Annotated in this window: 19 protein-coding genes; 10 read left to right on the top strand and 9 right to left on the bottom strand. The window is 67.1% G+C overall.

The features are described 5' to 3' along the window. Positions 1-121: 121 nt before the first annotated feature. Entirely contained in the window at positions 122-2,167 is a 2,046-nt protein-coding gene (locus tag AX669_RS12190; protein ID WP_006946302.1) for a DUF262 domain-containing protein, read from the bottom strand. A gap of 1 nt (position 2,168) precedes the next feature. Continuing rightward, positions 2,169-3,509, bottom strand: a complete 1,341-nt coding sequence (locus AX669_RS12185; protein WP_006946161.1) for a DUF262 domain-containing protein — start codon at positions 3,507-3,509, stop codon at positions 2,169-2,171. A 428-nt stretch (positions 3,510-3,937) separates the two neighbouring features. Here AX669_RS12185 and AX669_RS12180 point away from each other — a divergent pair, with 428 nt between their 5' ends. Together AX669_RS12180 and AX669_RS12175 are read left to right on the top strand one after the other, a co-directional pair. Next, positions 3,938-4,504 carry a TetR/AcrR family transcriptional regulator gene (locus AX669_RS12180; protein ID WP_006946191.1) on the top strand — a complete coding sequence of 189 codons (567 nt, stop codon included), beginning with the start codon at positions 3,938-3,940 and terminating at the stop codon, positions 4,502-4,504. Continuing rightward, the gene (locus tag AX669_RS12175) at positions 4,501-5,445 is read left to right on the top strand and encodes a DMT family transporter (RefSeq protein WP_006946079.1); all 945 of its coding nucleotides are present in this window, start codon (positions 4,501-4,503) and stop codon (positions 5,443-5,445) included. Before AX669_RS12180 ends, AX669_RS12175 begins: the two co-directional genes overlap by 4 nt. A gap of 97 nt (positions 5,446-5,542) precedes the next feature. Here AX669_RS12175 and ychF read toward each other — a convergent pair whose 3' ends face one another. Beyond that, on the bottom strand, positions 5,543-6,616 hold the full coding sequence (gene ychF, locus AX669_RS12170) for a redox-regulated ATPase YchF (protein ID WP_006946293.1): 1,074 nt from the start codon (positions 6,614-6,616) through the stop codon (positions 5,543-5,545). An 84-nt stretch (positions 6,617-6,700) separates the two neighbouring features. Here ychF and AX669_RS12165 point away from each other — a divergent pair, with 84 nt between their 5' ends. Beyond that, positions 6,701-7,717: a DUF389 domain-containing protein gene (locus tag AX669_RS12165; protein ID WP_062258639.1), complete on the top strand. Its 1,017-nt coding sequence runs from the start codon at positions 6,701-6,703 to the stop codon at positions 7,715-7,717. Between the two features lie 115 nt (positions 7,718-7,832). Then, positions 7,833-9,017 (top strand): DNA recombination protein RmuC, encoded by a 1,185-nt coding sequence (locus AX669_RS12160; RefSeq protein WP_038567159.1) that lies wholly within the window; start codon positions 7,833-7,835, stop codon positions 9,015-9,017. A gap of 98 nt (positions 9,018-9,115) precedes the next feature. On the opposite strand, the gene AX669_RS12155 is transcribed toward AX669_RS12160, so the two are convergent. Beyond that, positions 9,116-10,138: a 4-hydroxy-3-methylbut-2-enyl diphosphate reductase gene (locus tag AX669_RS12155; RefSeq protein ID WP_231729596.1), complete on the bottom strand. Its 1,023-nt coding sequence runs from the start codon at positions 10,136-10,138 to the stop codon at positions 9,116-9,118. Between the two features lie 167 nt (positions 10,139-10,305). Here AX669_RS12155 and xseA point away from each other — a divergent pair, with 167 nt between their 5' ends. Both xseA and AX669_RS14005 read left to right on the top strand, forming a co-directional pair. Continuing rightward, the gene (gene xseA / locus AX669_RS12150) at positions 10,306-11,742 is read left to right on the top strand and encodes an exodeoxyribonuclease VII large subunit (RefSeq protein ID WP_062258636.1); all 1,437 of its coding nucleotides are present in this window, start codon (positions 10,306-10,308) and stop codon (positions 11,740-11,742) included. Then, positions 11,739-12,080, top strand: coding sequence for an exodeoxyribonuclease VII small subunit (locus tag AX669_RS14005; protein WP_082740955.1), 342 nt, complete (start codon positions 11,739-11,741; stop codon positions 12,078-12,080). The genes xseA and AX669_RS14005 overlap by 4 nt, the downstream gene beginning before the upstream one ends. Positions 12,081-12,155: 75 nt before the next feature. On the opposite strand, the gene AX669_RS12140 is transcribed toward AX669_RS14005, so the two are convergent. Beyond that, positions 12,156-12,662 carry a DUF4245 family protein gene (locus AX669_RS12140; RefSeq protein ID WP_255356590.1) on the bottom strand — a complete coding sequence of 169 codons (507 nt, stop codon included), beginning with the start codon at positions 12,660-12,662 and terminating at the stop codon, positions 12,156-12,158. A gap of 242 nt (positions 12,663-12,904) precedes the next feature. On the opposite strand from AX669_RS12140, the gene glpX reads away from it, so the two are divergent. Together glpX and AX669_RS12130 are read left to right on the top strand one after the other, a co-directional pair. Then, positions 12,905-13,909, top strand: coding sequence for a class II fructose-bisphosphatase (glpX, locus tag AX669_RS12135; RefSeq protein WP_006946101.1), 1,005 nt, complete (start codon positions 12,905-12,907; stop codon positions 13,907-13,909). Positions 13,910-13,962: 53 nt separating this feature from the next. After that, positions 13,963-14,895: a carbohydrate kinase gene (locus AX669_RS12130; RefSeq protein ID WP_062258632.1), complete on the top strand. Its 933-nt coding sequence runs from the start codon at positions 13,963-13,965 to the stop codon at positions 14,893-14,895. 259 nt (positions 14,896-15,154) lie between these two features. On the opposite strand, the gene AX669_RS12125 is transcribed toward AX669_RS12130, so the two are convergent. Genes AX669_RS12125 through AX669_RS12110 form a run of 4 tightly spaced genes read right to left on the bottom strand, consistent with a single transcriptional unit; the run spans position 15,155 to position 19,601 of the window. Then, a complete protein-coding gene (locus AX669_RS12125; RefSeq protein WP_006946297.1) occupies positions 15,155-16,423 on the bottom strand; it encodes an ABC transporter ATP-binding protein in 1,269 nt (422 codons plus the stop codon). A gap of 27 nt (positions 16,424-16,450) precedes the next feature. Continuing rightward, positions 16,451-17,317, bottom strand: coding sequence for a carbohydrate ABC transporter permease (locus tag AX669_RS12120; protein WP_006946055.1), 867 nt, complete (start codon positions 17,315-17,317; stop codon positions 16,451-16,453). Then, the gene (locus tag AX669_RS12115; protein ID WP_038567145.1) at positions 17,317-18,273 is read right to left on the bottom strand and encodes a carbohydrate ABC transporter permease; all 957 of its coding nucleotides are present in this window, start codon (positions 18,271-18,273) and stop codon (positions 17,317-17,319) included. The genes AX669_RS12120 and AX669_RS12115 overlap by 1 nt, the downstream gene beginning before the upstream one ends. Before the next feature lie 14 nt (positions 18,274-18,287). Then, a complete protein-coding gene (locus AX669_RS12110) occupies positions 18,288-19,601 on the bottom strand; it encodes an extracellular solute-binding protein (RefSeq protein WP_062258668.1) in 1,314 nt (437 codons plus the stop codon). Positions 19,602-19,868: 267 nt separating this feature from the next. Between AX669_RS12110 and AX669_RS12105 the strand changes: the two genes are divergently transcribed. Together AX669_RS12105 and AX669_RS12100 are read left to right on the top strand one after the other, a co-directional pair. Then, positions 19,869-21,602: a fumarate hydratase gene (locus tag AX669_RS12105; protein WP_062258631.1), complete on the top strand. Its 1,734-nt coding sequence runs from the start codon at positions 19,869-19,871 to the stop codon at positions 21,600-21,602. A gap of 10 nt (positions 21,603-21,612) precedes the next feature. Next, complete coding sequence (locus tag AX669_RS12100) at positions 21,613-22,155, top strand: carbonic anhydrase (RefSeq protein WP_062258629.1); 543 nt, start codon at positions 21,613-21,615, stop codon at positions 22,153-22,155. The last annotated feature ends 60 nt before the right edge of the window (positions 22,156-22,215 follow it).

Genomic DNA, 22,215 nt, shown 5'->3' with positions numbered 1-22,215 from the left:
CCGAATAACCTCTCGACCCACCGCTCCACATCATCCCCGAGCGGCACCCAATGCCGTAGCTCGGTCCAGACCCCGTTACCATTCTTCGACCTGACGTACTTCTCACGGGGACAGGGGGCGATCAGATGTCAGAATCTGATCGCGCTCGCTCTCCTGCAAGCGCCCGGCGCAACAACTCCACCATCTCCTCATGATGAGTGCGCACATCTGCGTCGTTCCAACTCCCGGTCTCCGCCCGCCGTGCCATCAGCTCGAGTTTCAGGCTCTGCCGGCGAGCATCGTGGTTGTTCGCCTTCTGCGCTGGGAGGTAGTTGCTGAACTTCGAGTTGGTGCTCACAGTGACCAGCGCCAAGTTCCCGAACCAGTCGAGAAGGTGCGGATCCTCCAGGCGGTATGCGAAGGAGGAGTGCTCGATGTCCTCGGTGCCCGGGGAGAAGTGCTCCACGGAGGTGCGGTAGCTGAAGGTGAAGTCCCATTGGTTCATCTCCTCCACCAGCAGGTAGTCCAGGTACGTGAACACGATGCGCGGGATGGCGAAGCCGAGCGCCATCCCATCCGGGCCGGTCTCCTCCTTGTCCGGGTCCGGGGTCACCGCCTCGCGCAGGCGCTCGTGGGCATGGGACTCGAGACAGTGGAGGAAGCCCTGAGCTGTGATCGGCTCATCGTGATCGGTGAGCTCGGTGACGTAGCGAAGTGCATCGGTCATCCAGTGCATCGTGCGCGGGGAGGTGTAGGTGATGCGCAGCGCCGACTGCAGCAGCAGGATCCGTCGGTGCAGGCTGCGCGGGCCGGCACCGGATTCGTCAGCGGCGAAGGTCGAGGGGTACCGGGGAGTGTCCTGCCCGTTGTTGCCGCGACGGGACGATCCTCGCGCGAGCCGGTACAACGACCAGCTGCCAGGTTCCTCGTCCGTGGTGGATTCGTGCCCGGTGGTCAGCGTCGCATCACGCTTGAGAATGAAATGATCGAACAGGTAGCGGATGCGCAGCAGGTCCGTGGTGAACTTGCGCACCCAGTCAATCCGCTCCGGCGGCGGTAGTGAATCGACGCGTGCAGAGAAGCGCTGCACTAGCAGTTTGTCGTCGAGCTGACGATCATCCTCCCGTGCGGAGCCCCTGCCTGCTCCCTCCACCGCGAGAACCTGCAGCAGCAGAGTCGGGAACGTGATCTGCGATGTGAATCGCTCGCCGCCGTCGGCATCTTCCGACTCGGTCCTGACCGTGGTCTGGGAGTAGGCAGCCACCGCATCGTCGAGGGTCAGCGCGGTGGATTCGGGTGTGTTCGAAGCGTCGTCGGCGGCGGGCGAGGCCGCTTCGGAGGTGGTGTCGATGAGTTGTGCACGCAAGCGGGAGAAATCTGCTGTCGGCATCTGGTCCCAGTCGGGGCCGAAGACTTCTGCGCGTTGGGAGGTGTTTCCGGCAGTGGCGCTCATCCCCACGTAGTGCTCCATGTCGGAGCATGCTGTCCAGACGCGGTTCAGCAGGGCGCGATCGAGGGGGTCAGACAGGTATCGGAGGAGTCGCGCCTTGACGATGTCCACGGGACTGAGCTGCGCACCGCGCGTATTCATGATCTCGAAGTACCGATTCAGATCGGTGCTCCGGTCGATCGGCATGCGGACGACGAGGACCCTGGTGAGCAGATAGTCGATCACCTGGGGAGTCTGTAAACGGTCACCGTCGGCCCCGCCGTCCAGTAGCTGTTCGATAATCATCGATGCGCGGAGGATGCCGGAGTCCTCTCGATCCTTCTCATCCTCCGCCGGCTCATCGATCGTATCGGCGACGCCGCGGAGAGCGCGGGTGGCCTTCTCCCGAGCCTCGTAGGTGAGCGGCCGAAGCGGACCGATGCGGTCCTTCAAACCCGGCCGGGAAGAGAGCTTGACCAGCAGGATATACAAGGTGGTCAGGCGCTGCTGTCCGTCGATCACGTCGAGCGGCTCATCGGCCCGTTGCGGAGGGGCGACCACGAGGTTGCCAAGGAAGTAGTCCTTGGCCTCCTCCTGCTCGGCCTCGTCGAAGACGTCGTGGATCAGGCGGTGTATCTGCTCCTCGCCCCAGGTGTAATTGCGCTGGTAGAGGGGAATCGAATAGCTGGGAGCGTCCGGGCTGAAGAGCTGCCCGACGGGGATGGCCTGGACGTCATCCTGAGCGATGGTCTGTGTCATCTCAGCGGGACTCCTTCAGCAGGGTGAGGAGCCGTGCATCCTCCGGGTTGTCAGTCCGCGCCGTGCGCGGGGCGCTCATGTTCTCCAGCTCGATCTCCCGCGGATCGAGACTGTCGCGGATGGCGGAGAACAGGTTCACCTTGTTCAGGCCGTCCATATTGGTGCTGATCCCTCGTGCGTAGTTGTCCGTGGTTCTCCAGCCCAGACGCTCGTACGCCAAGCGGAGGGAGTATGCCCAGCGGAAGAGGTGGCGTCGTACCTGCGGCATATCGGCCTCGGAGTACTTGTTCGTGTAGTACAGGACCGCGGCGACGTACAGCTCCCGGCAGTACCTGAATCGCGCCCCGTCGTGGAAGACCGTGCGATCCGCAGTCGTGAGACCGGCTGTGTTGGCGTCGGAGAAGAGTTCCTCGTCCAGCCGCTCATACTCCTCGAGCATGAACGCGGCGTAGTCGAAGAAGGACTTACCCGCAGCGACCGGAGCATCGAGCTGGTGCTGGGCCCGCTTGAGATCTCTGCGGGTCACCGAGTCGGCATCAGGATAGGACCACTCCTGCAGGCCGGGAAGCACCGCCTTGGCAGCGCGATGGTATTCGGCCCCCGGCAGGCGGCGAGTGGATCTGCCGACTCCCTTGAAGAGGTCGAGGTCATCGGTGGTATATGCATGCGCTGGCATGTTGCGGCTCCACCAGTGGATGCGGGCCAGGTAGGTGCCGAAGAGCCGGTCCAGCTCGTTCTCGTCGGCCTTCTCCCATTGCTCGACCACGGCGCGCTGCTCGGCAGTGCTGGCATCTGCCATTTCGCGCAGGTGGAAGGCCTTGAGCAGGTCGTGCGGGCGCAGTGATTTGCCTCGGAAGTTCTGCGAGTCGAAGAACTGGAATGCCTCATCCTCGTCATCGGTGACGATCTTCAGAACTTTGGCTTCGGCGTCGAGGAATTCCCGGTACCTGTCGAGGCGCCCCGGAGAACGTTCGAGGTCGGCGACCCGTCGCGAGAGTTCCTGATGGACGTGGTGGATCGGGGTGTCCCCTGATTGGAGATGGGGGATTCTCTGGCCGCGCAGAAGCGCCCGCAGCAGATGGAGGGTCAGGATTCTCTGCTGTCCATCGACCACCTCGAAATGCGACTCCTGGGGACGCCTCAGGAGGATGACGGTGCCCATGATGTACGAATGCTCCGGCCTGCTATCGAGAGCCTCCGCGACATCCGTGAACAGCTGTGCCGCGATGCGTGGGGACCAGGAGTACGGGCGCTGGAAATCCGGTATGCGCAGGTCGGGACCTTGAGTGCCGAGCAGTTCGTCGACGGAGACGAACTGCAGCATCTCGGTGTTGATCGTCATGGTGTCGACGGTAATCGATAGGTAGGACGCTGTACCAGGGGTCGGGATCCGAAATTGCATCGTGCAGTCAGTGCTGGAGTGCATGCAGGAGCATGGTGTGCGGGCAACAACGACAAAACGGTCAAGATCGCAACTGCGATAACACTCCAGAGCTGGATCACTGAGCCCCCTTAGGTTAGACCGGAACTCGACTACACATTGAACCTAAATTCCACCACGTCGCCGCACATACCAACCTCTGCGCGTGCACAGCTTCCTGGACCCCGTCATGCCGTCTCCCCACAGCCCAGTCGCGAAGAACGATCCCCATCTCGGGCTCACGCAGGCTGTTAGGACCTCGCGCCCGTGCTCGTAAGCATCCAAGCGCACAGAGATTGAGACAACTCTCGGTAGTAGGTAGACTGACCTACCTACTACCGGAGGGCGACATGAATCAAGGATCAGCGCGAGAGCGGCTGCTCGATGCCGCAGCGAGACGCTTCTACGAGGACGGCGTGCACGCGACAGGGATCGACACGATCACTTCTGAGGCCGGGGTCGCGAAGAAGAGCCTCTACAACAACTTCTCGTCCAAGGCAGAGCTCGTCAGCGCTTATATCGATTCCCGCCACGAGGAGTGGCTCGGCCTCCACCAGGCACGTGCGGTGAAGGCGTCTACGGCAGCAGACCGAGTGCTGGCAGTGTTCGACGCCTACATCGACCACGCGAACGATGCCTACGGCAAGGGCTTCCGGGGATGCGGGCTGCTCAATGCGGCCGCCGAGTTCCCGGCCGGACACCCTGCTCGCTCGGCCGTGCGCGCGCACAAGGAGCAGGTGGAGCGGATTCTCGTCGAGAACCTGGAAGTCATGGCCACCGACGCCGAGGCGCTGGAGCTGGCCGAGCACTTCAGCTTCCTCCTCGAAGGAGCCGTCGCACGGGCAGGTCTCGAGGGCACCCCGGCGCGCCTGGAGCACGCCCGAGCCATCGCATCGCGGATGCTGGCCGCACTGTGAAGCGAGGCTCCCCCACCGGCATCTTCGCGGTGCTCGCCGCCGCCCTCCTGTGGGGTACCACGGGGACTGCGGCGACGTTCGCACCGACAGTCGGCCCGCTGGCCATGGGCGCGGCCGCGCTCGGCATCGGCGGGATCCTGCAGGCAGCCATCGCGGCCCCCTCGCTCCGCCGGGAACGACCCGCACTGTCTTCGCAACGTGGGACAGTGCTCGTCGGAGCCGCAGCCGTGCTGATCTACCCGCTGGCCTTCTACAGCTCGATGCATCTGGCTGGCGTCGCGGTCGGCACTGTTGTGTCCCTCGGCTCTGCCCCCATCGCCTCGGGCCTTCTGGAACGAGTGATCGAGCGACGCAGACTCAGCGGCTGGTGGATGCTCGCCGTAGCGCTCGGCATCGCGGGCAGCGCAGTACTGTGCGCTGCGAAGATGCACGACTCGCCGAGCGAGACGCTCCCCACGGTCGCCGGCGTCATCCTGGGCCTGGTTGCTGGCGCAACCTACGCCATGTACTCGTGGAGCGCTCACCGCCTCATGAACCGCGGCGTCGGGCGCGCGGCAGCGATGGGCGCTGTCTTCGGTCTGGGCGGCATTGCGCTGATGCCCGTACTCATGCTCACCGGCGCACCACTCATCGCTTCCGCCCAGCCCATGATGGTCGGGCTCTACATGGCAATGGTCCCGATGTTCCTGGGCTATCTGCTCTTCGGGTACGGCCTCACGCGCGTCACTCTAAGCGCCGCGACAACGCTCACCCTCGCTGAACCCGCAATCGCCGCCCTCCTGGCGGTGGTCATCGTCGGTGAGCGCCTCCCCGCCCTCGGCTGGGTTGGACTGGCGGGCATCTGCGCCTCGCTCCTGGTCCTCTCGCTCGCACCTGCGACACAGGCGCGTGCCGCCGAACCGTCGCGTTCTAGCGAGCTCCCGATAGGTCAGGAAGTCTGAATCAGTCGGCCTGAGATAGACGTCGGGCAAGACCTGGAGATCCGCCCAGGACCGGGATCAAATCACTTGGTGCGGCCCAAATAGCTCTGTGGAGAGGCTAAAGCGCAAATCTAAATTCCACCACGTCGCCGTCCTGCATGACGTAGTCCTTGCCTTCCATGCGGGCCTTGCCCTTCGCGCGAGCCTCGGCCACCGAACCACACTCGACGAGATCGTCGAATGAGATGATCTCAGCCTTGATGAAGCCCTTCTGGAAGTCGGTGTGGATGACGCCGGCGGCCATGGGCGCCGTCCAGCCCTTGCCGATCGTCCAGGCGCGCGTCTCCTTCGGCCCGGCCGTCAGATACGTCTGCAGCCCGAGCGTGTTGAAACCCTTGTGCGCGAGCTGCTCCAGGCCCGGCTCGGTGATACCGACCGACTCGAGCAGCTCCTTCGCGTCGTCCTCGTCGAGCTCGGCGACCTCGGACTCGAGCTGCGCATTGAGGAAGATCGCCTCCGCCGGCGCGACGAGCGCCTGCATCTCGGCCTGGAACGCCTCGTCCGTCAGCTGCGACTCGTCGACGTTGAACACATAGATGAACGGCTTCGCCGTCAGCAGCCCGAGCTCGCGGATCTCGCTCGTGTCGAAACCGACGGAGCTCAGCGTCTTGCCCTCCTCGAGCACCTTCTGCGCGGCCAGGGCAGCGTCATAGACCGACTTCTCGGTCTTCTTGCCCTTGACCTCCTTCTCCAGACGCGGCACAGCCTTCTCCAGCGTCTGCAGATCGGCGAGGATCAGCTCGGTGTTGATCGTCTCCAGATCCGAACTCGGCGACACCTTGCCGTCGACATGGTGCACGTCGTCATCGACGAACGCGCGCACGACCTGGCAGATCGCGTCCGCCTCACGAATGTTGGCGAGGAACTTGTTCCCCAGCCCCTCCCCCTCGGACGCACCCTTGACGATGCCCGCGATGTCGACGAACGACACCGTCGCCGGCAGGATCGCCGCCGAACCGAAGATCTCCGCGAGCTTCTTCAACCGCGGATCCGGCAACGGCACGACACCGACGTTCGGCTCGATCGTTGCGAAGGGATAGTTGGCAGCGAGCACGTTGTTCTTCGTCAGAGCGTTGAACATGGTCGACTTGCCGACGTTGGGGAGACCGACGATTCCGATGGTAAGAGCCACGAGAGAAGAGTCTACGTGCCACCGCCCGCGCCGGCTTCATCCGACGGACGCCTTCGACATCAGCGGCGCTGACACAATGACGCCATGCTCGTGCACCTGCGTCTCAACGTGCCGACGGACCTCACCGACGCCGTCCGCGACACCCTGAGCGACGACGCCCGCCTCACCAACCTCACCCACCTGCGCGGCGCGTCCCTCAAACCGGCCGGCGACGTCTTCGAAGCCGACGTCGCCCGCGAAGCCGCCACCGCCGTCCTCGACGACCTCAACGCCGTCGGCCTCGGCCACCGCGGCGGCATCGTCATCGGCCAACCCCTCGGCACCCCGTTCGACGCCGCGCACGACGTCGAAGAAGCCGCGCACGGCGACCCGGACGACGCCGTGATCTGGCACCTCGTCGAACGAGAGGCAGAGAAGGCGAGCTCACCGACGGCGACCTACCTCGTGTTCCTCTGCATCGCAACGGCCCTCGCGAGCATCGCCGTCATCACCGACTCGGCCGTCCTCGTCGTCGGCGCGATGGTCGTCGGGCCCGAGTTCGCCGTCATAGCCGCGATCTGCACCGGCATCGCCCTCGGACGTTGGCGCCTCGCCGCGCGCAGCGCCGCCACCCTGCTGTGGACATTCGCGTTCGCCATCGTCGTCATCATGCTCGCCGCCCTGCTCGCGGCATCGCTCGACGTCGTCTCGGCCGCCGACGTGACACGCCCCCGCCCTCAGACGGGCTTCATCTGGCGCCCCGACCTGTGGTCGTTCATCGTGGCGCTGCTCGCCGGCACGGCCGGGGTGCTCGCCCTGGCGACCGACAAGACGAGCGCCATGGTGGGCGTCTTCATCTCCGTCACGACGGTGCCCGCCGCCGGAAACCTCGCCCTCGGCCTCGCCATCTTCGACGCGGCCGAGATCACCGGATCCGCCGCGCAGCTCGGGATGAACCTGGCCGGAATGATCATCGCGGGCGTGCTGACGCTCGTCGTGCAACGCCTCGTCTGGCGCCACCTCAGCGACGCCATGCGCCACCGTTCCTCCGAACGGTGGCTACGCGCGCAACTCGGGCCGAGCCCGACCTCACCCGCCGCGGTCGCCACACGGGAGCACTGACCCCGCCACCGCACGGTGGTGACAGGCACCGACCTGGCACCTCCACCGCACACGCAGCGCACCGACAAACCGCGCCGTTCCGGGGTTGTCGGCGGCAGATGCTTGAGTTTCACCCGTGCAGACAACAGCCATCTTCGTGACGTTCGTCGCCGGCCTCGCCCTCGGAGCCCTCGCCATGTGGGTCGCCCTGCGACGCACGGCCGTGACCCCGACGGACGACGTCGCACAGCTCGCCGCGGCGCAGGCCGAGCGCGACGTGCTGCGTGAACGCATCGTCGACCTCGAGGCGACGGTGAGCGACGACGCGCAGACGGCCGCCCTTCTGGGGCCCCTGCGTGACGCCCTGAGCCGCGTCGAGCGCCAGGTCGCGACGCTGGAACGCGACCGTGTCGAGCAGTTCAGCTCTGTCGACGTCGCCCTGCGCCGCGTCACTGCCACGACGGACGAGCTGCGGCGCGAGACCTCATCGCTGGCCGGTTCGCTCAACGCCTCGAGCGTGCGCGGGCAGTGGGGCGAATCGCAGTTGCGGCGCATCCTCGAGCTGTCGGGCATGCTGCGTCGCTGCGACTTCGACGAGCAGTGGCGCGGGCGCAACGACACCGGTGACGACGTGCGCCCCGACGTCGTCGTCCATCTGCCGGGCGAGCGTTCGCTCGTCATCGATGCCAAGGCGCCGCTGAGTGCGTTCCTCGCGGCGCAGGAGGCGGACCTCGACGAACGCGCCCGCAGCGCCGCGTTGGGGCGCCACGCCAAGCAGCTGCGCTCGCACGTCGACACGCTCGCCTCGAAGCGTTACTGGACGGCACTGCCGCAGGCGCCCGCGTTCGTCATCTGCTTCGTGCCGGGCGACGCCATTCTCGCGTCCGCGCTCAATGCCGACCCCGGTTTGCTCGAGGAGGCGATGGAGCGTCACGTCGTGCTCGCCTCGCCGAGCACCCTCATCGCGACGATGCGCAGCGTCAGCGCGATGTGGCAGCAGGCGACGCTCGAGGAGAACGCGCGTGAGCTGCTGACGCTCGGCCGCGAGCTCTACGACCGCATCGGAGTGCTCGCCAAGCACACCCACGATCTCGGCGGCTCGTTGCGACGCAGCGTCGAGGCGTACAACCTGTTCGTCGGCTCGCTCGAGAGCCGCGTGCTCGTCACCGCGCGCCGGATGCACGACCTCGACGTCTCCGCCACCCCGCCGCGTGGCGTCGCGCCCCTCGACGTGACGCCGCGCCCACTCACCCACGAGGCGCTGCTCGAGCCCGTGCTCGCCGAACCCGCGCCGGGCAACCCCTCGGACGAGCGGGGCTGACGGTGCGCGGCCGGGCATGCTGGATGGGATGTCGAAGGCCCCCGCTCCGACACGGAGCGAGGGCCCGGCGCCCGCACGCGTCAGCGTGGCGGCATGTCTCAGTGAAGCGAGTCGGCGCCCTGAACGACCTGCTCGCCGCCGCGCATCGAGTCGGACATGCCGCGCGCCTTGAGGTCACGGCGCAGTTCGTTGGGCAGCGCGAACAGCAGGCTCTCCTCGGCGGCGACGATCGGCTTGACGTCCTCATAGCCGCGGGCGGCGAGGTAGTCGAGCACGCCCCGCACGAGGATCTCCGGCACCGATGCCCCCGAGGTCACACCGACGGTCGTGACCCCGTCGAGCCATGCCTCGTCGAGCTCATCGGCGTAGTCCACGAGGTGCCCGGCGCGCGAACCGTGCTCCAGCGCCACCTCGACGAGACGGACCGAGTTCGACGAGTTGCGCGAGCCGACGACGATCATGAGGTCGCACTCGGGCGCCATCTGCTTGACGGCGAGCTGACGGTTCTGCGTCGCATAGCAGATGTCGTCGCTCGGCGGATCCTGCAGGTGCGGAAACTTCTCGCGCAACCGGCGCACCGTCTCCATCGTCTCGTCGACGCTCAGCGTCGTCTGCGACAACCACACGACGCGCTCCGGGTCGCGCACCTCGACGTTGACGACATCGTCGGGCCCGTCGACGAGCGTGATGTGCTCGGGCGCCTCACCCGCAGTGCCGACGACCTCCTCGTGCCCCTCGTGCCCGATGAGCAGGATGTCGTAGTCCTGGCTCGCGAAGCGCGTGGCCTCGCGGTGCACCTTCGTGACGAGCGGGCATGTGGCGTCGATCGTCTTGAGGCTCAACGCCTTCGCCTCCTCGTGAACGACGGGAGCGACCCCGTGCGCAGAGAAGATGACGGTCGCGCCCTCAGGCACCTGGTCGGTCTCGTCGACGAAGATCGCGCCGCGTTTCTCGAGCGTCGTCACGACATGCTTGTTGTGGACGATCTCCTTGCGCACGTACACCGGCGGGCCGTAGAGGTCGAGAGCCTTCTCGACGGTGATGACGGCCCGATCCACGCCCGCGCAGTATCCGCGCGGCGCGGCCAGGAGAACTCGCTTCGTCTGGGTATCCACGCCCATCATCGTAACGACCACGGCCTCCGAGGCCGAGCGAGTGGGAGCGGCATCACGCGTCGTGGGGTCGCGAACGCGAGCGCCGCAGACTGTTCGCTCCCGCAGAGCGCACCTCACCGCCGCATTCGTCCTTCGCACCCGAGCGTGGCGCCTCGCCCCCGTAGAGTTGCCCCGTGACGAGCACACCCCCAGGCACGGGCACGCCGGCGGGCCTTCCGGCCCTCGCGGGCGACACGACCGCCGAGCAGCCGTGGCCGGTGCGCGTGCTCAGCATGAAGATCGCGCAGTACGTCGATCGCATGTCGCCGCTGTGGGTCGAGGGGCAGATCGTGCAACTCAACATCCGCGCCCGCACGGCGTATTTGACGCTGCGGGACGCCGACGTCGACATGTCCCTCTCCCTCACCGTTCCGACGAACACGCTCAACGCGATGGGCCCCGCGGTTCGTGAAGGGGCGCGCGTCGTCGTGCACGCCAAACCGACGTTCTGGACGAAGCGCGGCAGCCTCATGATGGAGGGCCGCACGATGCGGCCCGTCGGCGAGGGCGAACTGCTCCTGCGCCTCGAACAGCTCAAGCGCACGCTCGCCGCAGAGGGCCTGTTCGCCCCCGACCGCAAACGGCCGCTGCCGTTCCTGCCCCGCGTCATCGGGCTCATCACCGGGCGTGAGGGCGCAGCCGAGAACGACGTCGTCGAGAACGCGCGACGCCGCTGGCCGGCCGCCCACTTCGAGATCCGCCACGTTCCCGTCCAGGGCCCCGACTGCGTCACCGCCGTCAGCGGCGCCCTGCGCGAACTCGACGGTCTCGACCACGTCGACGTCATCGTCATCGCGCGCGGCGGCGGCTCCTTCGAGGACCTGCTCGGGTTCAGCAACGAGACGCTCGTGCGGGCCGTCAGCGCCGCGCGCACTCCCGTCGTCAGCGCCATCGGGCACGACGTCGACACGCCGCTGCTCGATCACGTCGCCGACCGACGCGCCTCGACCCCGACGGACGCCGCCAAGCTCGTCGTACCGGATCTGGCCGCCGAACAGGCCGCCCTCGCGCAACACCGCACGCGGCTCAGCCAAGGCCTGCGCGGCCGCTTCGCCGCCGAACGGCGCCACCTCAACTCCCTCGTCGGGCGGCCCGTGCTGCGCGAACCGGGCACCCTCGTCACCCAGCAACGCGACGAGGTCGACCGCCTCACGAACCGCAGCGCCTACGCGATGCGGCAACGTCTCACCCGCGCGCGCGACCAGATCGCTCACGGGCGCGCCCAGGTGATCGCCCTGTCCCCGCAGAAGACCCTCGACCGCGGGTACGCCGTCGTCCAGCACGCCGACGGCTCCCTCGTCATGGCCCGTGACGACGTCAGCGTCGACGACATCCTCAAGGTGACCGTGTCGCAGGGCAACTTCGCCGTCACGCCCTATAGCGGCAAACCCCGGACGCGCCGAGCGGGGACGCCGGCGACAACGAAGGCGCGCACGGCTGCATCGTCTAAGAAGGCGACGCAGGGCCGCGCGTCCGATGCCCCGAAGGCCAAGAAGAAGACTGCACCGGCGACGGCTGACGATGCGACGCCCACCACCACCCGATCCGAGACCACCGAGGACGACGCATGAGCGACACGCACGAGGCACCCGCGAACGAGGCGTCCGAGGACGTCATGAACCACGACTCGACCAATGGCGCCCAGGCCGGCAACCCCGAGACCGTGCCCGCGAGCGCGCCCGACGCCGCGAACGCCGACATCGCGAGCATGGGTTACGAACAGGCTCGCGACGAGCTCGCCCAGATCGTCACGACGCTCGAAGGTGGTCGCGCGCCGCTCGAGGAGAGCATGCGGCTGTGGGAGCGCGGCGAGGCCCTCGCCGATCACTGCACGCGGTGGCTCGACGGGGCACAGTCGCGCATCGAAGAATCCGTCGCGCGCCGAGAGAACGGCAGAGAAAGAGCCTAACGCGCCGCGCATCTGACACTGCGCACGCCCGGCCTCAGCGGGTCCGAGTTCAGCGTTCCCGACGCTCGCGTTGGCTCACTTCGCGATCTGGCTGTACGGCTTGGCCGCCGCGGCGATCTGCTGCAACTGGGCCCACGAGCCCTTGCCGGTGACGACGGTGTCGAGCCCGGCGAGCGGCTGCGAGCGCACGAGCCCCTTCTGGCCCGACTGCATCTCGACCTTGCGCCAGCTCACGCCCCCGAGGTCGACGCTGCCGGCATCAGAGCCGGATGCGACGTCCTTGATCCAAGCTGCGCCGCCGTCCTTGCGCTGCTGGATCGAGACGTAGTCCTCACCGTCACCCTGATAGCCCGCCCGCCAACGCTCCGCGTGATCCTTGTCGCCCGGCACGATCGCGACGTTGACGGCACGCCACGGCGAACCGAGCCCGTCGGCGACGGCGACGTCCCAGTGCTTCGTCGACGACACCTCGCGCGCGATCTGTGACGCCTGCACGGTGGGCAGTTTCGTGGCCCCCTGACGAGGAATGAGGGCCAAAATCACCAAACAGCCGGCGATACAAGCGATCATGGACAGGACCATGCTCTTGGCGTTTCCCTGCATCCCGCGCCGCTTCGGCGGAGGGGGCGGGGGCATGGCCGGCGCTGACGCAGGCTGTGTCGGCTCGGTGGTCGTGGCCTTCTCGTGCGGGGTACTCACTCCCCCATGTTCGCCGACGCACCTGCGTCAGCGGAAACCGGGGCGGCCCGCCGCCCCGGCCACGCCGCCTCGAGCACCGCGGGAGCCAGCCGCCACACCAGTGCGACATCGAGGAGACACCGACCGTGACATCGAAGCTGCCCACCTACCAGATCCCCGACCGCAACCTGGCGCTCGAACTCGTGCGCGTCACCGAGTCAGCCGCCATGGCCGCCGGCCCCTGGGTGGGTCGTGGCGAGAAGAACCTCGCGGACGGCGCCGCCGTCGAGGCGATGCGCACCCTCATCTCGACGGTGAGCATGAACGGCACCGTCGTCATCGGCGAGGGCGAGAAGGACGAGGCCCCGATGCTGTTCAACGGTGAGCAGGTGGGCGACGGCACGGGCCCCGACGTCGACGTCGCCGTCGACCCGATCGACGGCACGACGCTGACGGCGAAGGGCATGCCGAACGCCGTCTCCGTCCTCGCCGTCAGCGAGCGCGGCTCGATGTACGACCCGAGTGCCGTGTTCTACATGGACAAGCTCGTCACCGGCCCCGAGGCCGCGGACGTCGTCGACATCCGCCTGCCCGTCGCCGAGAACATCCGCCGCATCGCGAAGGCGAAGAACACGACGAACAACGGCGTCACGGTCGTGCTGCTCGATCGCCCGCGCCACGAGCCGCTCGCGCAGGAGATCCGTGACGCCGGCGCGCGCATCAAGTTCATCTCCGACGGCGACGTCGCCGGCGCCATCATGGCTGCCCGCCCCAACACGGGTGTCGACCTGTTGCTCGGCATCGGCGGCACGCCTGAGGGCATCATCACCGCGTGCGCGATCAAGTGCATCGGCGGCGTCATCCAGGGCCGTCTTGCGCCGAAGGACGACGAGGAGAAGCAGCGCGCCCTCGACGCGGGCCACGACGTCAATCGTGTGCTGACGACGAACGACCTCGTCCGCGGCGACAACTGCTTCTTCGTCGCGACGGGCATCACCGACGGTGAACTGCTCAAGGGTGTGCGCTACCGCGAGAACGGCTGCACGACGAGCTCGCTCGTCATGCGCAGCAAGAGCGGTACCGTACGAACCATCGAGGCCGAGCACCGCCTGAGCAAGGTGGCTGAATACGCTTCGGAGCAGTACCAGTGAGTCGGGGCAGCGCATGACGCCGGCCGCGGCGACGAGACGCCAGGAGCCGACGCATGACCCAGCCCAATACCGCCACCACGCTCGTCATCGGTGAGGCCCTCATCGACGTCGTCCATCCTCGCGACGGCGAGAGCGCGGAACACGTCGGTGGCAGCCCGCTCAACGTCGCGGTCGGGCTGTCGCGCCTCGGCCACCCCGCCGTCCTCGCCACGCACCTCGGTGAGGACGAGCGGGGTCACCGCATCCAGCGCCTGCTCACCGACGAGGGCGTCGAGCTGACGGTCGCGAGCTTCGACCTCGACGCCACGTCGACAGCTCAGGCCCACCTCGATGACGACGGCGCCGCAACGTACGACTTCGCCATCGACTGGCCGGCGGTCACGGGCCTGCCGACGGATGTCGCGCACGTCCACACCGGCTCGATCGGCGCCTCGCTCACCCCGGGCTCCGCGTCGGTCTTCGAGGCGTTGAAGGCCGCTCACGCGTCCGCGACGACGTCGTTCGACCCGAACGTGCGCCCCTCCCTCATGGGCAGCCCCGACGACGAGCGCGAGCGCGTCGAGCAGTTCTGCGGGTACGTCGATGTCATCAAGTCCTCCGACGAGGACGCGCAGTGGCTCTACCCGGGCCGCAGCGTCGAGGAGATCGCCGAGTTGTGGGCCGGCCTCGGGCCGCGACTCGTCATCATCACCCGCGGCGGTGACGGAGCGCACGTCCGCCTCGCCGAGAGCGGCACCTTCGAGGTGGCCGGGCGCTCCGTCGAGGTCGCCGACACCGTCGGCGCCGGCGACTCGTTCATGTCAGGGCTCATCTCGGGGCTGCTCGACCTCGGGCTGCTCGGCGGTGTCGAGGCCCGTCAGCGCCTCGCGCACGCCCGCGAGGACGACGTGCGCCCCGCCCTCGCGCGCGCCATCGCCACATCCTCGACGACGGTGACGCGCGCCGGCTCGAACCCGCCCACGCGTGAAGAGATCGCCGGCCTCTGAGCTCGCACCAGGTCTCGACGCTTGCGCCAGTGCACCCGGCGCACAACCACGGCCCGACGGCGACACAGCACAGCCATGCCGAGCACCGTCCTTGCGAGGGCAGCGTCCTTGCAACGCAGCCCCACCGCGCAGTATTCGGATGCCGCACGAACACAGCACGAGGGCCCGCATCGTCACCGATGCGGGCCCTCGACCTCTACTGGAGCGTGACCTCAACCGATGCTCGGGGTGAACCCGAGCATGAGGCTCACATCAACGCTCAGACGTCCGTTCCTCCGGAGATGGCGCCGCGGGCGTCACGCTCCTTGGCACGCTGCAGCGCGGCCTTGCGCTGCTTCTCCGAGTTCGCCGCGATCTGGGTGGCCTTCTCCTCGTTGCGCGTGTAGTTGTGGCCCGATTCCGGGTCGAACACGTGCATGTGTGCCGGGTCGAACGCGAACTCGACCTCGTCGCCCTCGAAGATCTGCGAGCGAGCGTCGAGGTTGACGACGAGCTGGCTGCGAGCGCCCTCACCGTCGAGGTCCTTCTCGAGCGCGTCGAGGTGCTGCTTCGCGGCCGGGTCCTGCTCGAACGGGATGTAGGCGTACTGCTCGTTGCCGAGCCACTCCGTCTGGTCGACGACGGCCTTGAACGTCGCGCCACCGGAGACCGGGTTGACCTCGGCGTCCTTGATGTACTCGGGGCGGATGCCGACGATGACGATGTCCTTGCCCGCGACGTCACGGGCGAGCTGCTCCGTCATCGGCACGGTCGCGAACGGCAGACGCAGCGTGGTGTCCTCGACCCGTGCGGGCACGAAGTTCATCGGCGGCGAGCCGATGAAGCCCGCGACGAAGAGGTTGGCGGGCTGTTCGTACAGCTCGCGCGGGCTCGCACACTGCTGCAGCACGCCCTTCTTCAGCACGGCGACGCGGTCACCGAGCGTCATGGCCTCGGTCTGGTCGTGCGTGACGTAGATCGTCGTGATGCCGAGGCGACGCTGCATGCGCGCGATCTCCGTCCGCATCTGCCCGCGCAGCTTGGCGTCGAGGTTCGACAGCGGCTCGTCGAACAGGAACGCGTCGGCGTCGCGGACGATCGCGCGGCCCATCGCGACACGCTGACGCTGACCACCGGAGAGGTTGCCGGGCTTGCGCTCGAGGTGCTCGTCGAGTTCGAGCATCTTGCTCGCCTCGCGCACCTTGCGCTGGATCTCGTCATCGCTCACCTTGCCCTTGTTGAGCCGCAGCGGGAACGCGATGTTCTCGAACACCGTCAGGTGCGGGTAGAGGGCGTAGTTCTGGAACACCATCGCGAGGTTGCGGTCGCGCGGTGCGAGGTCGTTGACGCGCTTGCCGTTGATCTCGAGGTCACCGGAGGTGATGTCCTCGAGGCCGACGACCATGCGCAGCAGCGTCGACTTACCGCAGCCGGACGGGCCGACGAGGATCATGAACTCGCCGTCGGCGATGTCGAGGCTGACGTCGTTGACGGCCGGGAATCCGTCGCCGTACTTCTTGACGATGTTCTTGAGCTGGATGCTGGACATGAGGTGTCTCTCCTAAAGAGGCGGGCGTCAGCCCTTGACGGCGCCGGAGGTGAGGCCGGAGACGATCCGACGCTGGAAGATCAGGACGAGGATGATGACGGGGATCGTCACGATGACGGCGGCCGCGGCGATGGCGCCCGTCGGCTGCGTGAACTGGCTGGCGCCGGTGAAGAAGCTCAGCGCGGCGGGCACCGTGCGGGCGTTGCCCGACGTCAGCGAGATGGCGAACACGAAGTCGTTCCACGCCGTGAAGAACGTGATGATGGCCGTCGTGAAGACACCCGGGCCGGCGAGCGGCGCGATGACCTTGCGGAACGCCTGCCACGACGTCGCACCGTCGACCTGGGCGGCCTGCTCCATCTCCCACGGGATCTGCTGGAAGAACGCGGACAGCGTCCAGATCGCCAGCGGCAGCGTCAGCGCGAGGTACGGGATGACGAGGCCGGGGATCGTGTCGAACAGCCCGATCTGACGCCACATGTTGAACAGCGGCGTCACCATCGCGATGACCGGGAAGAACGAGACGGCGAGCGCCATCGTCAGGATCATCTTCTTGCCCGGGAAGTCGAGGCGGGCGATCGCGTAGGCGCAGAACGTCGCGAGGATGACAGAGATCAGCGTGGCGAGCAGCGACACGACGATCGAGTGCCACAGCGCCGGCATGAACAGGTCGGACGCTCCCCCCTTGAGGATCAACTCGTAGTTGTCCCAGCTCGGGTGCGTCGGGAAGAAGTTGCCGAAGCTGTTCTCCTTGCCCGTCGTGTCCGTGAGGGCTGCGTCGCTCTTGAGCGACAGCGCGAAGATCCACACGAGCGGCAGCAGCGTCCAGATCATGACGGGGATGGCGAAACCGAACATCCCCCACTTGGCCTTGTTCGAGACGTTGGTTTCCATCAGTTGTTCCTCCCGGCAGCGAGGTCGACCTTGAAGCCCTTGACGAAGATCGCCGCGATGATGAGCACGCAGAGGAAGAGGATGACAGCGAGGGCAGAGCCCATGCCGATCTCCACGCGATCGATCGCTTCACGGGAGACGAGCATCGAAAGGCTCGTCGTGTCGTTGGCGCCGCCGGTCATGACGTACGGGTTGTCGAAGATGCGGAAGGCGTCGAGCGTGCGGAACAGCAGGGCGACCATGATGGCGGCCTTCATGTTCGGCAGGATCACCTTCGTGAGGCGCTGCCACCAGGTGGCGCCGTCGACCTTGGCGGCCTCCTCCATCGAGGAGTCGACCTGTGCGAGGCCCGTCAGCAGCAGCAGTGACATGAACGGCGTCGTCTTCCAGATCTCCGACAGGCAGATGACGAACAGCGAGCTGCCCCGCTGACCGAACCAGTCGTAGTCGAGCGGGAACGAGCCGAACGTCAGGGTGTGCAGCCAGTGGTTGACGAAGCCGGTGCTGACGTCGAAGCCGAACTTCCACGCGAACGCGGAGACGACCGTGATGATCGCGTACGGCAGCAGGACGACGGTGCGCAGCGTGCGTCGTGGCATGACGATCTTGTTCATGAGCATCGCGATGGCGAAGCCGAGGATCAGCTCGACGACGACCGTGACGATCGTGATGATGAGCGTCGTGCCCATGGCGTTCCAGAACAGCGAGTCCTTGAGCGCGGAGGCGTAGTTCTGGAACCACACGAACTTCTTGCCCGCCGGGTCGGTGAGGCGGTACTTGAAGAACGACAGGTACAGCGCGTTGAGGATCGGGTACAGCGTCACGAGACACATGACGACGAACGCCGGCCCCGCGAGCTTCCACCCGAGGTTGCGCTCGGCGCGTGCGCGATCGGAGAGCGGCGCCTTCTTGCGCTTCGTCCCCGTTGCGACACCGGTGGCCGCACTCTTCTCCATGGATGCAGCGGTACTCACAGCAGGGCCTTCCCCTTCAGGACGTCGAGGATGAACTTCTGGGCCTCGGCCGGAGTGTTCGGCGTCACCTTCGACGGCGGCGAGAACTTCTGCTGCAGAGCCCCGGAGATGTCACCCCAGTAGGGCGAGAGCGGACGCGGCACGGCCTTGTCCAACGAGGTGCGGATCTGGGCGGCGATCCCGTTCGGGAACGCCTTCTTGACGTCCGCCGAGTCGTACGAGGCCTTGCGGCTGCTCGGATTGCCCGAGGCAACCATGTACGCCGTCGTGTTCTTCTCGTTCGTGATGCAGTCCGCCGCCTGGTAGGCGAGGTCGGTGTGCTTCGAGTTCTTGCCGACGGCGAGCTGGATACCACCGAACGGAGGCGCGGCGTCGTGCGAGGCGTCGGTGCGCGGGTAGACCGCGGCCGCCACGTCCTCGGCCACCTTCGGCGCGGCCTTCTGGATGGCACCGTAGGAGTAGGGCCAGTTGACGAGGAAACCGCCGCTCGGCGCCTGGAACAGCGTCAGCGACGCCGTCTCGTCGGACGAGCCGATCGCGGGGCCGCCGACGCCGGACGTCGCAACCTTGTTGATGATCGACGCGGCCTTCTTGCCGGCGTCCGAGTCGAGGCCGAGCTTGATGTTCTCGTACGTCGCACTCGGGTCCTCGACGATCTTGCCGCCGGCGCCCGCGACGAGCGCGTTGATCCACACGGCGTAGCCCTCGTAGAGCTTGCCCTGGACGCCGACGTTCGTCTTCGTCTTCTTCGCGGCGTCGATGACCTGGTCCCAGGTCACCGGCTTGCTCATGTCGAGACCGGCCTTCTGCGCCGTCGACTTCTTGTACCAGAGCAGCTGCGTGTTCGCCCAGAACGGCACGGACGTCAGCTTGCCCTGGTACATCGAGGCGTCGATGGAGCTCTGGACGCGGTCCTCCGTGAAGTTCTTCTGCATCGACTCCGGCACGGGCGCGAGGTAGCCCGCAGCAGCGAACTCGGTGACGAACGCCGGGTCGGTGCTCATGAGGTCCATCGAGCTGTCGCCCGCGGCGAGGCGACGCAGCAGCTGCGTGCGTTGGTCGGAGGCCGAGTTCGGCAGCAGCTCGACCTTGATCTTGTACTTGCCGCCGGAGGCCTTCGTGCAGTTCGCGGCGAGTGCGGCCTGGCCACCCTTGGAGGCGTCGGAGTTGCCGACGTCCGGGTTGATGTACCAGGTCAGCGTGGGCGTGCCGCCCCCGCTGTCGCCACCGCACCCGGCGAGCGCGGTCGTCGCGAGCATCGCCATCGATGCTGCGGCAGCCACTCGCCTGCGTGACTTGGATGTGTTCATGAACACCGCTCCATCCTTGTTAATCGACAACTCATCATCCATGCACGCTGTGATGGACGCCATACCCGCACCGCCATGGAGACCAAACGGTTATTGAGCCGTTACACGGTCGCGCGATCAGGGGTGCTACTTTCCCCCTCCCCTCCTGCGATCTGCGTCCACATCTGCGATTCTCGTCCGCATTCACACCCCACCCCCGCATGCCCTGACGGCGGCGCCGCAGGCTCGTCGGGCCGCAGCCGCGTCGCGCTCCGATAGTCTCCACGCATGGCTGATTTCGCGTACTCCGACCTGCTGCCCACCGGCGAGGACACGACCACCTACCGCAAGCTGACGAGCGACGGGGTGCGCACGCTCGAGGGCCCCGGCGGGCGCACCTTCCTCGAGGTCGACCCCTCGGCCCTGGAGACGTTGTCGGCCACCGCGATGCACGACATCGCGCACTACCTGCGTACGTCTCACCTCGCGCAGCTGCGCAAGATCCTCGACGACCCCGAGGCGAGCAACAACGACAAGTTCGTCGCGCTCGACCTGCTCAAGAACGCGAACATCGCGGCGGCGGGCGTCCTGCCGATGTGTCAGGACACGGGCACGGCGATCGTCATGGGCAAGAAGGGTTCGCAGGTGCTCGTCGCGCGTGACGAGCACGACCCCGCGCCCGACGAGGCGTCGCTCGCGAAGGGCGTCTACGACGCGTACACGAAGCTCAATCTGCGCTACAGCCAGATGGCGCCGCTGACGATGTGGGACGAGAAGAACACCGGCTCGAACCTGCCCGCGCAGATCGAGATCTACGCCGACAGCCAGCCGGGCCACGAGACCATCTACAAGTTCCTCTTCATGGCCAAGGGCGGCGGCAGCGCCAACAAGTCGTTCCTGTACCAGGAGACGAAGGCGATCCTCAACCCCAAGCGCATGCTCGAGTTCCTCGACGAGAAGTTGCGCAGCCTCGGCACCGCCGCGTGCCCGCCGTACCACCTCGCCGTCGTCATCGGTGGCACGAGCGCCGAGTTCGCGCTCAAGACGGCGAAGTACGCGAGCGCCAAGTACCTCGACGAGCTGCCGACGTCCGGTGACGCCGCCACCGGCCACGGCTTCCGCGACCCGGAGCTCGAGGAGCAGATCCTCGAACTGACGCGCAACTTCGGCATCGGCGCGCAGTTCGGTGGCAAGTACTTCTGTCACGACGTGCGCGTCGTCCGCCTCCCGCGCCACGGCGCGTCGCTGCCCGTCGCGATCGCCGTCAGCTGCTCGGCCGACCGTCAGGTGCTCGGCAAGATCACGCCCGAGGGCGTGTTCATCGAGCAGCTCGAGACCGACCCGGCGCAGTTCCTGCCCGACGTCACCGAGGCGCACCTCATCGAGAGCGGCGACGAGGCAGTCGGCGCGGGCTCGACCGGCAAGGGCGCCGCCGTCGACATCGACCTGAGCCGCCCGATGGACGAGATCCGCGCCGAGCTGAGCAAGCATCCCGTCAAGACCCGCCTGTCGCTGACGGGGACGCTCGTCGTCGCGCGCGACATCGCGCACGCGAAGATCAAGGAGCGTCTCGACGCCGGCGAGGAGATGCCGCAGTACCTCAAGGACCACCCGGTCTACTACGCGGGCCCGGCGAAGACGCCGGAGGGCATGGCGTCCGGTTCGTTCGGGCCGACGACGGCCGGGCGCATGGATTCGTACGTCAAGCAGTTCCAGGCCGCCGGCGGCTCGATGGTCATGCTCGCCAAGGGCAACCGCAGCGCCCAGGTGACGGAGGCCTGCCAGGAGTACGGCGGGTTCTACCTCGGCTCGATCGGCGGCCCGGCCGCGCGTCTCGCCCTCGACTGCATCAAGAAGGTCGAGGTGCTCGAATACCCTGAGCTCGGCATGGAGGCCGTGTGGAAGATCGAGGTCGAGAACTTCCCCGCGTTCATCGTCGTCGACGACAAGGGCAACGACTTCTTCGCCGCCACGGCGAAGCCGACCGCCATGACCATCACCACCCGCCCCAAACTGACGTGAGGATCTGACCATGAGTGAAAACGCCCCCCTGAGCGCGACCTCCGCAGACGCGAGCGCCACAGGCCCGTTCGCCGACCTGCTCGACGCCAACCGCGAGTTCGCCGAGGACTTCGCCTTCGGCGGGTTCGACGGCATCGCGCGCGCCGGCGTCGCCATCGTCACCTGCATGGACTCGCGCATCGACCCGCTGCGCATGCTCGGGCTCTCGCAAGGCGACGCGAAGATCTTCCGCAACCCGGGCGGACGCGTCACGCCCGCCGCGCTCGAGGCGCTCGTCCTCGGCGTCTACCTTCTCGGCGTGAAGCGCATCCTCGTCGTGCCCCACACGAGGTGCGCGATGACGAAGAACTCCGAGCAGGAGCTGCGCGAGAAGATCACCGAACTGTCCGGCCAGGACGCCTCGTGGCAGGGCTTCCACGTCGTCGCCGACCAGGAGGTCGCGCTCAAGCAGGACGTCGCCGCCGTGCGCAGCCACCCCCTCATCGGTGACGACGTCGCCGTCGGCGGGTTCATCTACGACGTCGACTCCGGGCTGATGAAGCAGCTCGTCTGACATCTTGCTCGACATGATCTGGGCCCGCGCCGCGTCGGCGCGGGCCCACTCACATTCAGC

It is taken from the genome of Dermacoccus sp. CCH2-D9 (assembly GCF_001556795.1).
Classification (GTDB): Bacteria; Actinomycetota; Actinomycetes; order Actinomycetales; family Dermatophilaceae; genus Dermacoccus; species Dermacoccus nishinomiyaensis.
Note: the sequence above shows the minus strand (reverse complement) of the source record. Positions and strands in the feature narration are given on the sequence as shown.

Bases quoted from the DNA above. Each gene is read 5' to 3' on its own strand.
- AX669_RS12190 (WP_006946302.1), bottom strand. From the start codon at position 2,167: ATGACACAGACCATCGCTCAGGATGACGTCCAGGCCATCCCCGTCGGG.
- AX669_RS12185 (WP_006946161.1), bottom strand. From the start codon at position 3,509: ATGACGATCAACACCGAGATGCTGCAGTTCGTCTCCGTCGACGAACTG.
- AX669_RS12180 (WP_006946191.1), top strand. From the start codon at position 3,938: ATGAATCAAGGATCAGCGCGAGAGCGGCTGCTCGATGCCGCAGCGAGA.
- AX669_RS12165 (WP_062258639.1), top strand. From the start codon at position 6,701: ATGCTCGTGCACCTGCGTCTCAACGTGCCGACGGACCTCACCGACGCC.
- AX669_RS12155 (WP_231729596.1), bottom strand. From the start codon at position 10,138: ATGGGCGTGGATACCCAGACGAAGCGAGTTCTCCTGGCCGCGCCGCGC.
- AX669_RS14005 (WP_082740955.1), top strand. From the start codon at position 11,739: ATGAGCGACACGCACGAGGCACCCGCGAACGAGGCGTCCGAGGACGTC.
- AX669_RS12140 (WP_255356590.1), bottom strand. From the start codon at position 12,662: ATGGTCCTGTCCATGATCGCTTGTATCGCCGGCTGTTTGGTGATTTTG.
- AX669_RS12130 (WP_062258632.1), top strand. From the start codon at position 13,963: ATGACCCAGCCCAATACCGCCACCACGCTCGTCATCGGTGAGGCCCTC.
- AX669_RS12125 (WP_006946297.1), bottom strand. From the start codon at position 16,423: ATGTCCAGCATCCAGCTCAAGAACATCGTCAAGAAGTACGGCGACGGA.
- AX669_RS12120 (WP_006946055.1), bottom strand. From the start codon at position 17,317: ATGGAAACCAACGTCTCGAACAAGGCCAAGTGGGGGATGTTCGGTTTC.
- AX669_RS12115 (WP_038567145.1), bottom strand. From the start codon at position 18,273: ATGGAGAAGAGTGCGGCCACCGGTGTCGCAACGGGGACGAAGCGCAAG.
- AX669_RS12110 (WP_062258668.1), bottom strand. From the start codon at position 19,601: ATGAACACATCCAAGTCACGCAGGCGAGTGGCTGCCGCAGCATCGATG.
- AX669_RS12105 (WP_062258631.1), top strand. From the start codon at position 19,869: ATGGCTGATTTCGCGTACTCCGACCTGCTGCCCACCGGCGAGGACACG.
- AX669_RS12100 (WP_062258629.1), top strand. From the start codon at position 21,613: ATGAGTGAAAACGCCCCCCTGAGCGCGACCTCCGCAGACGCGAGCGCC.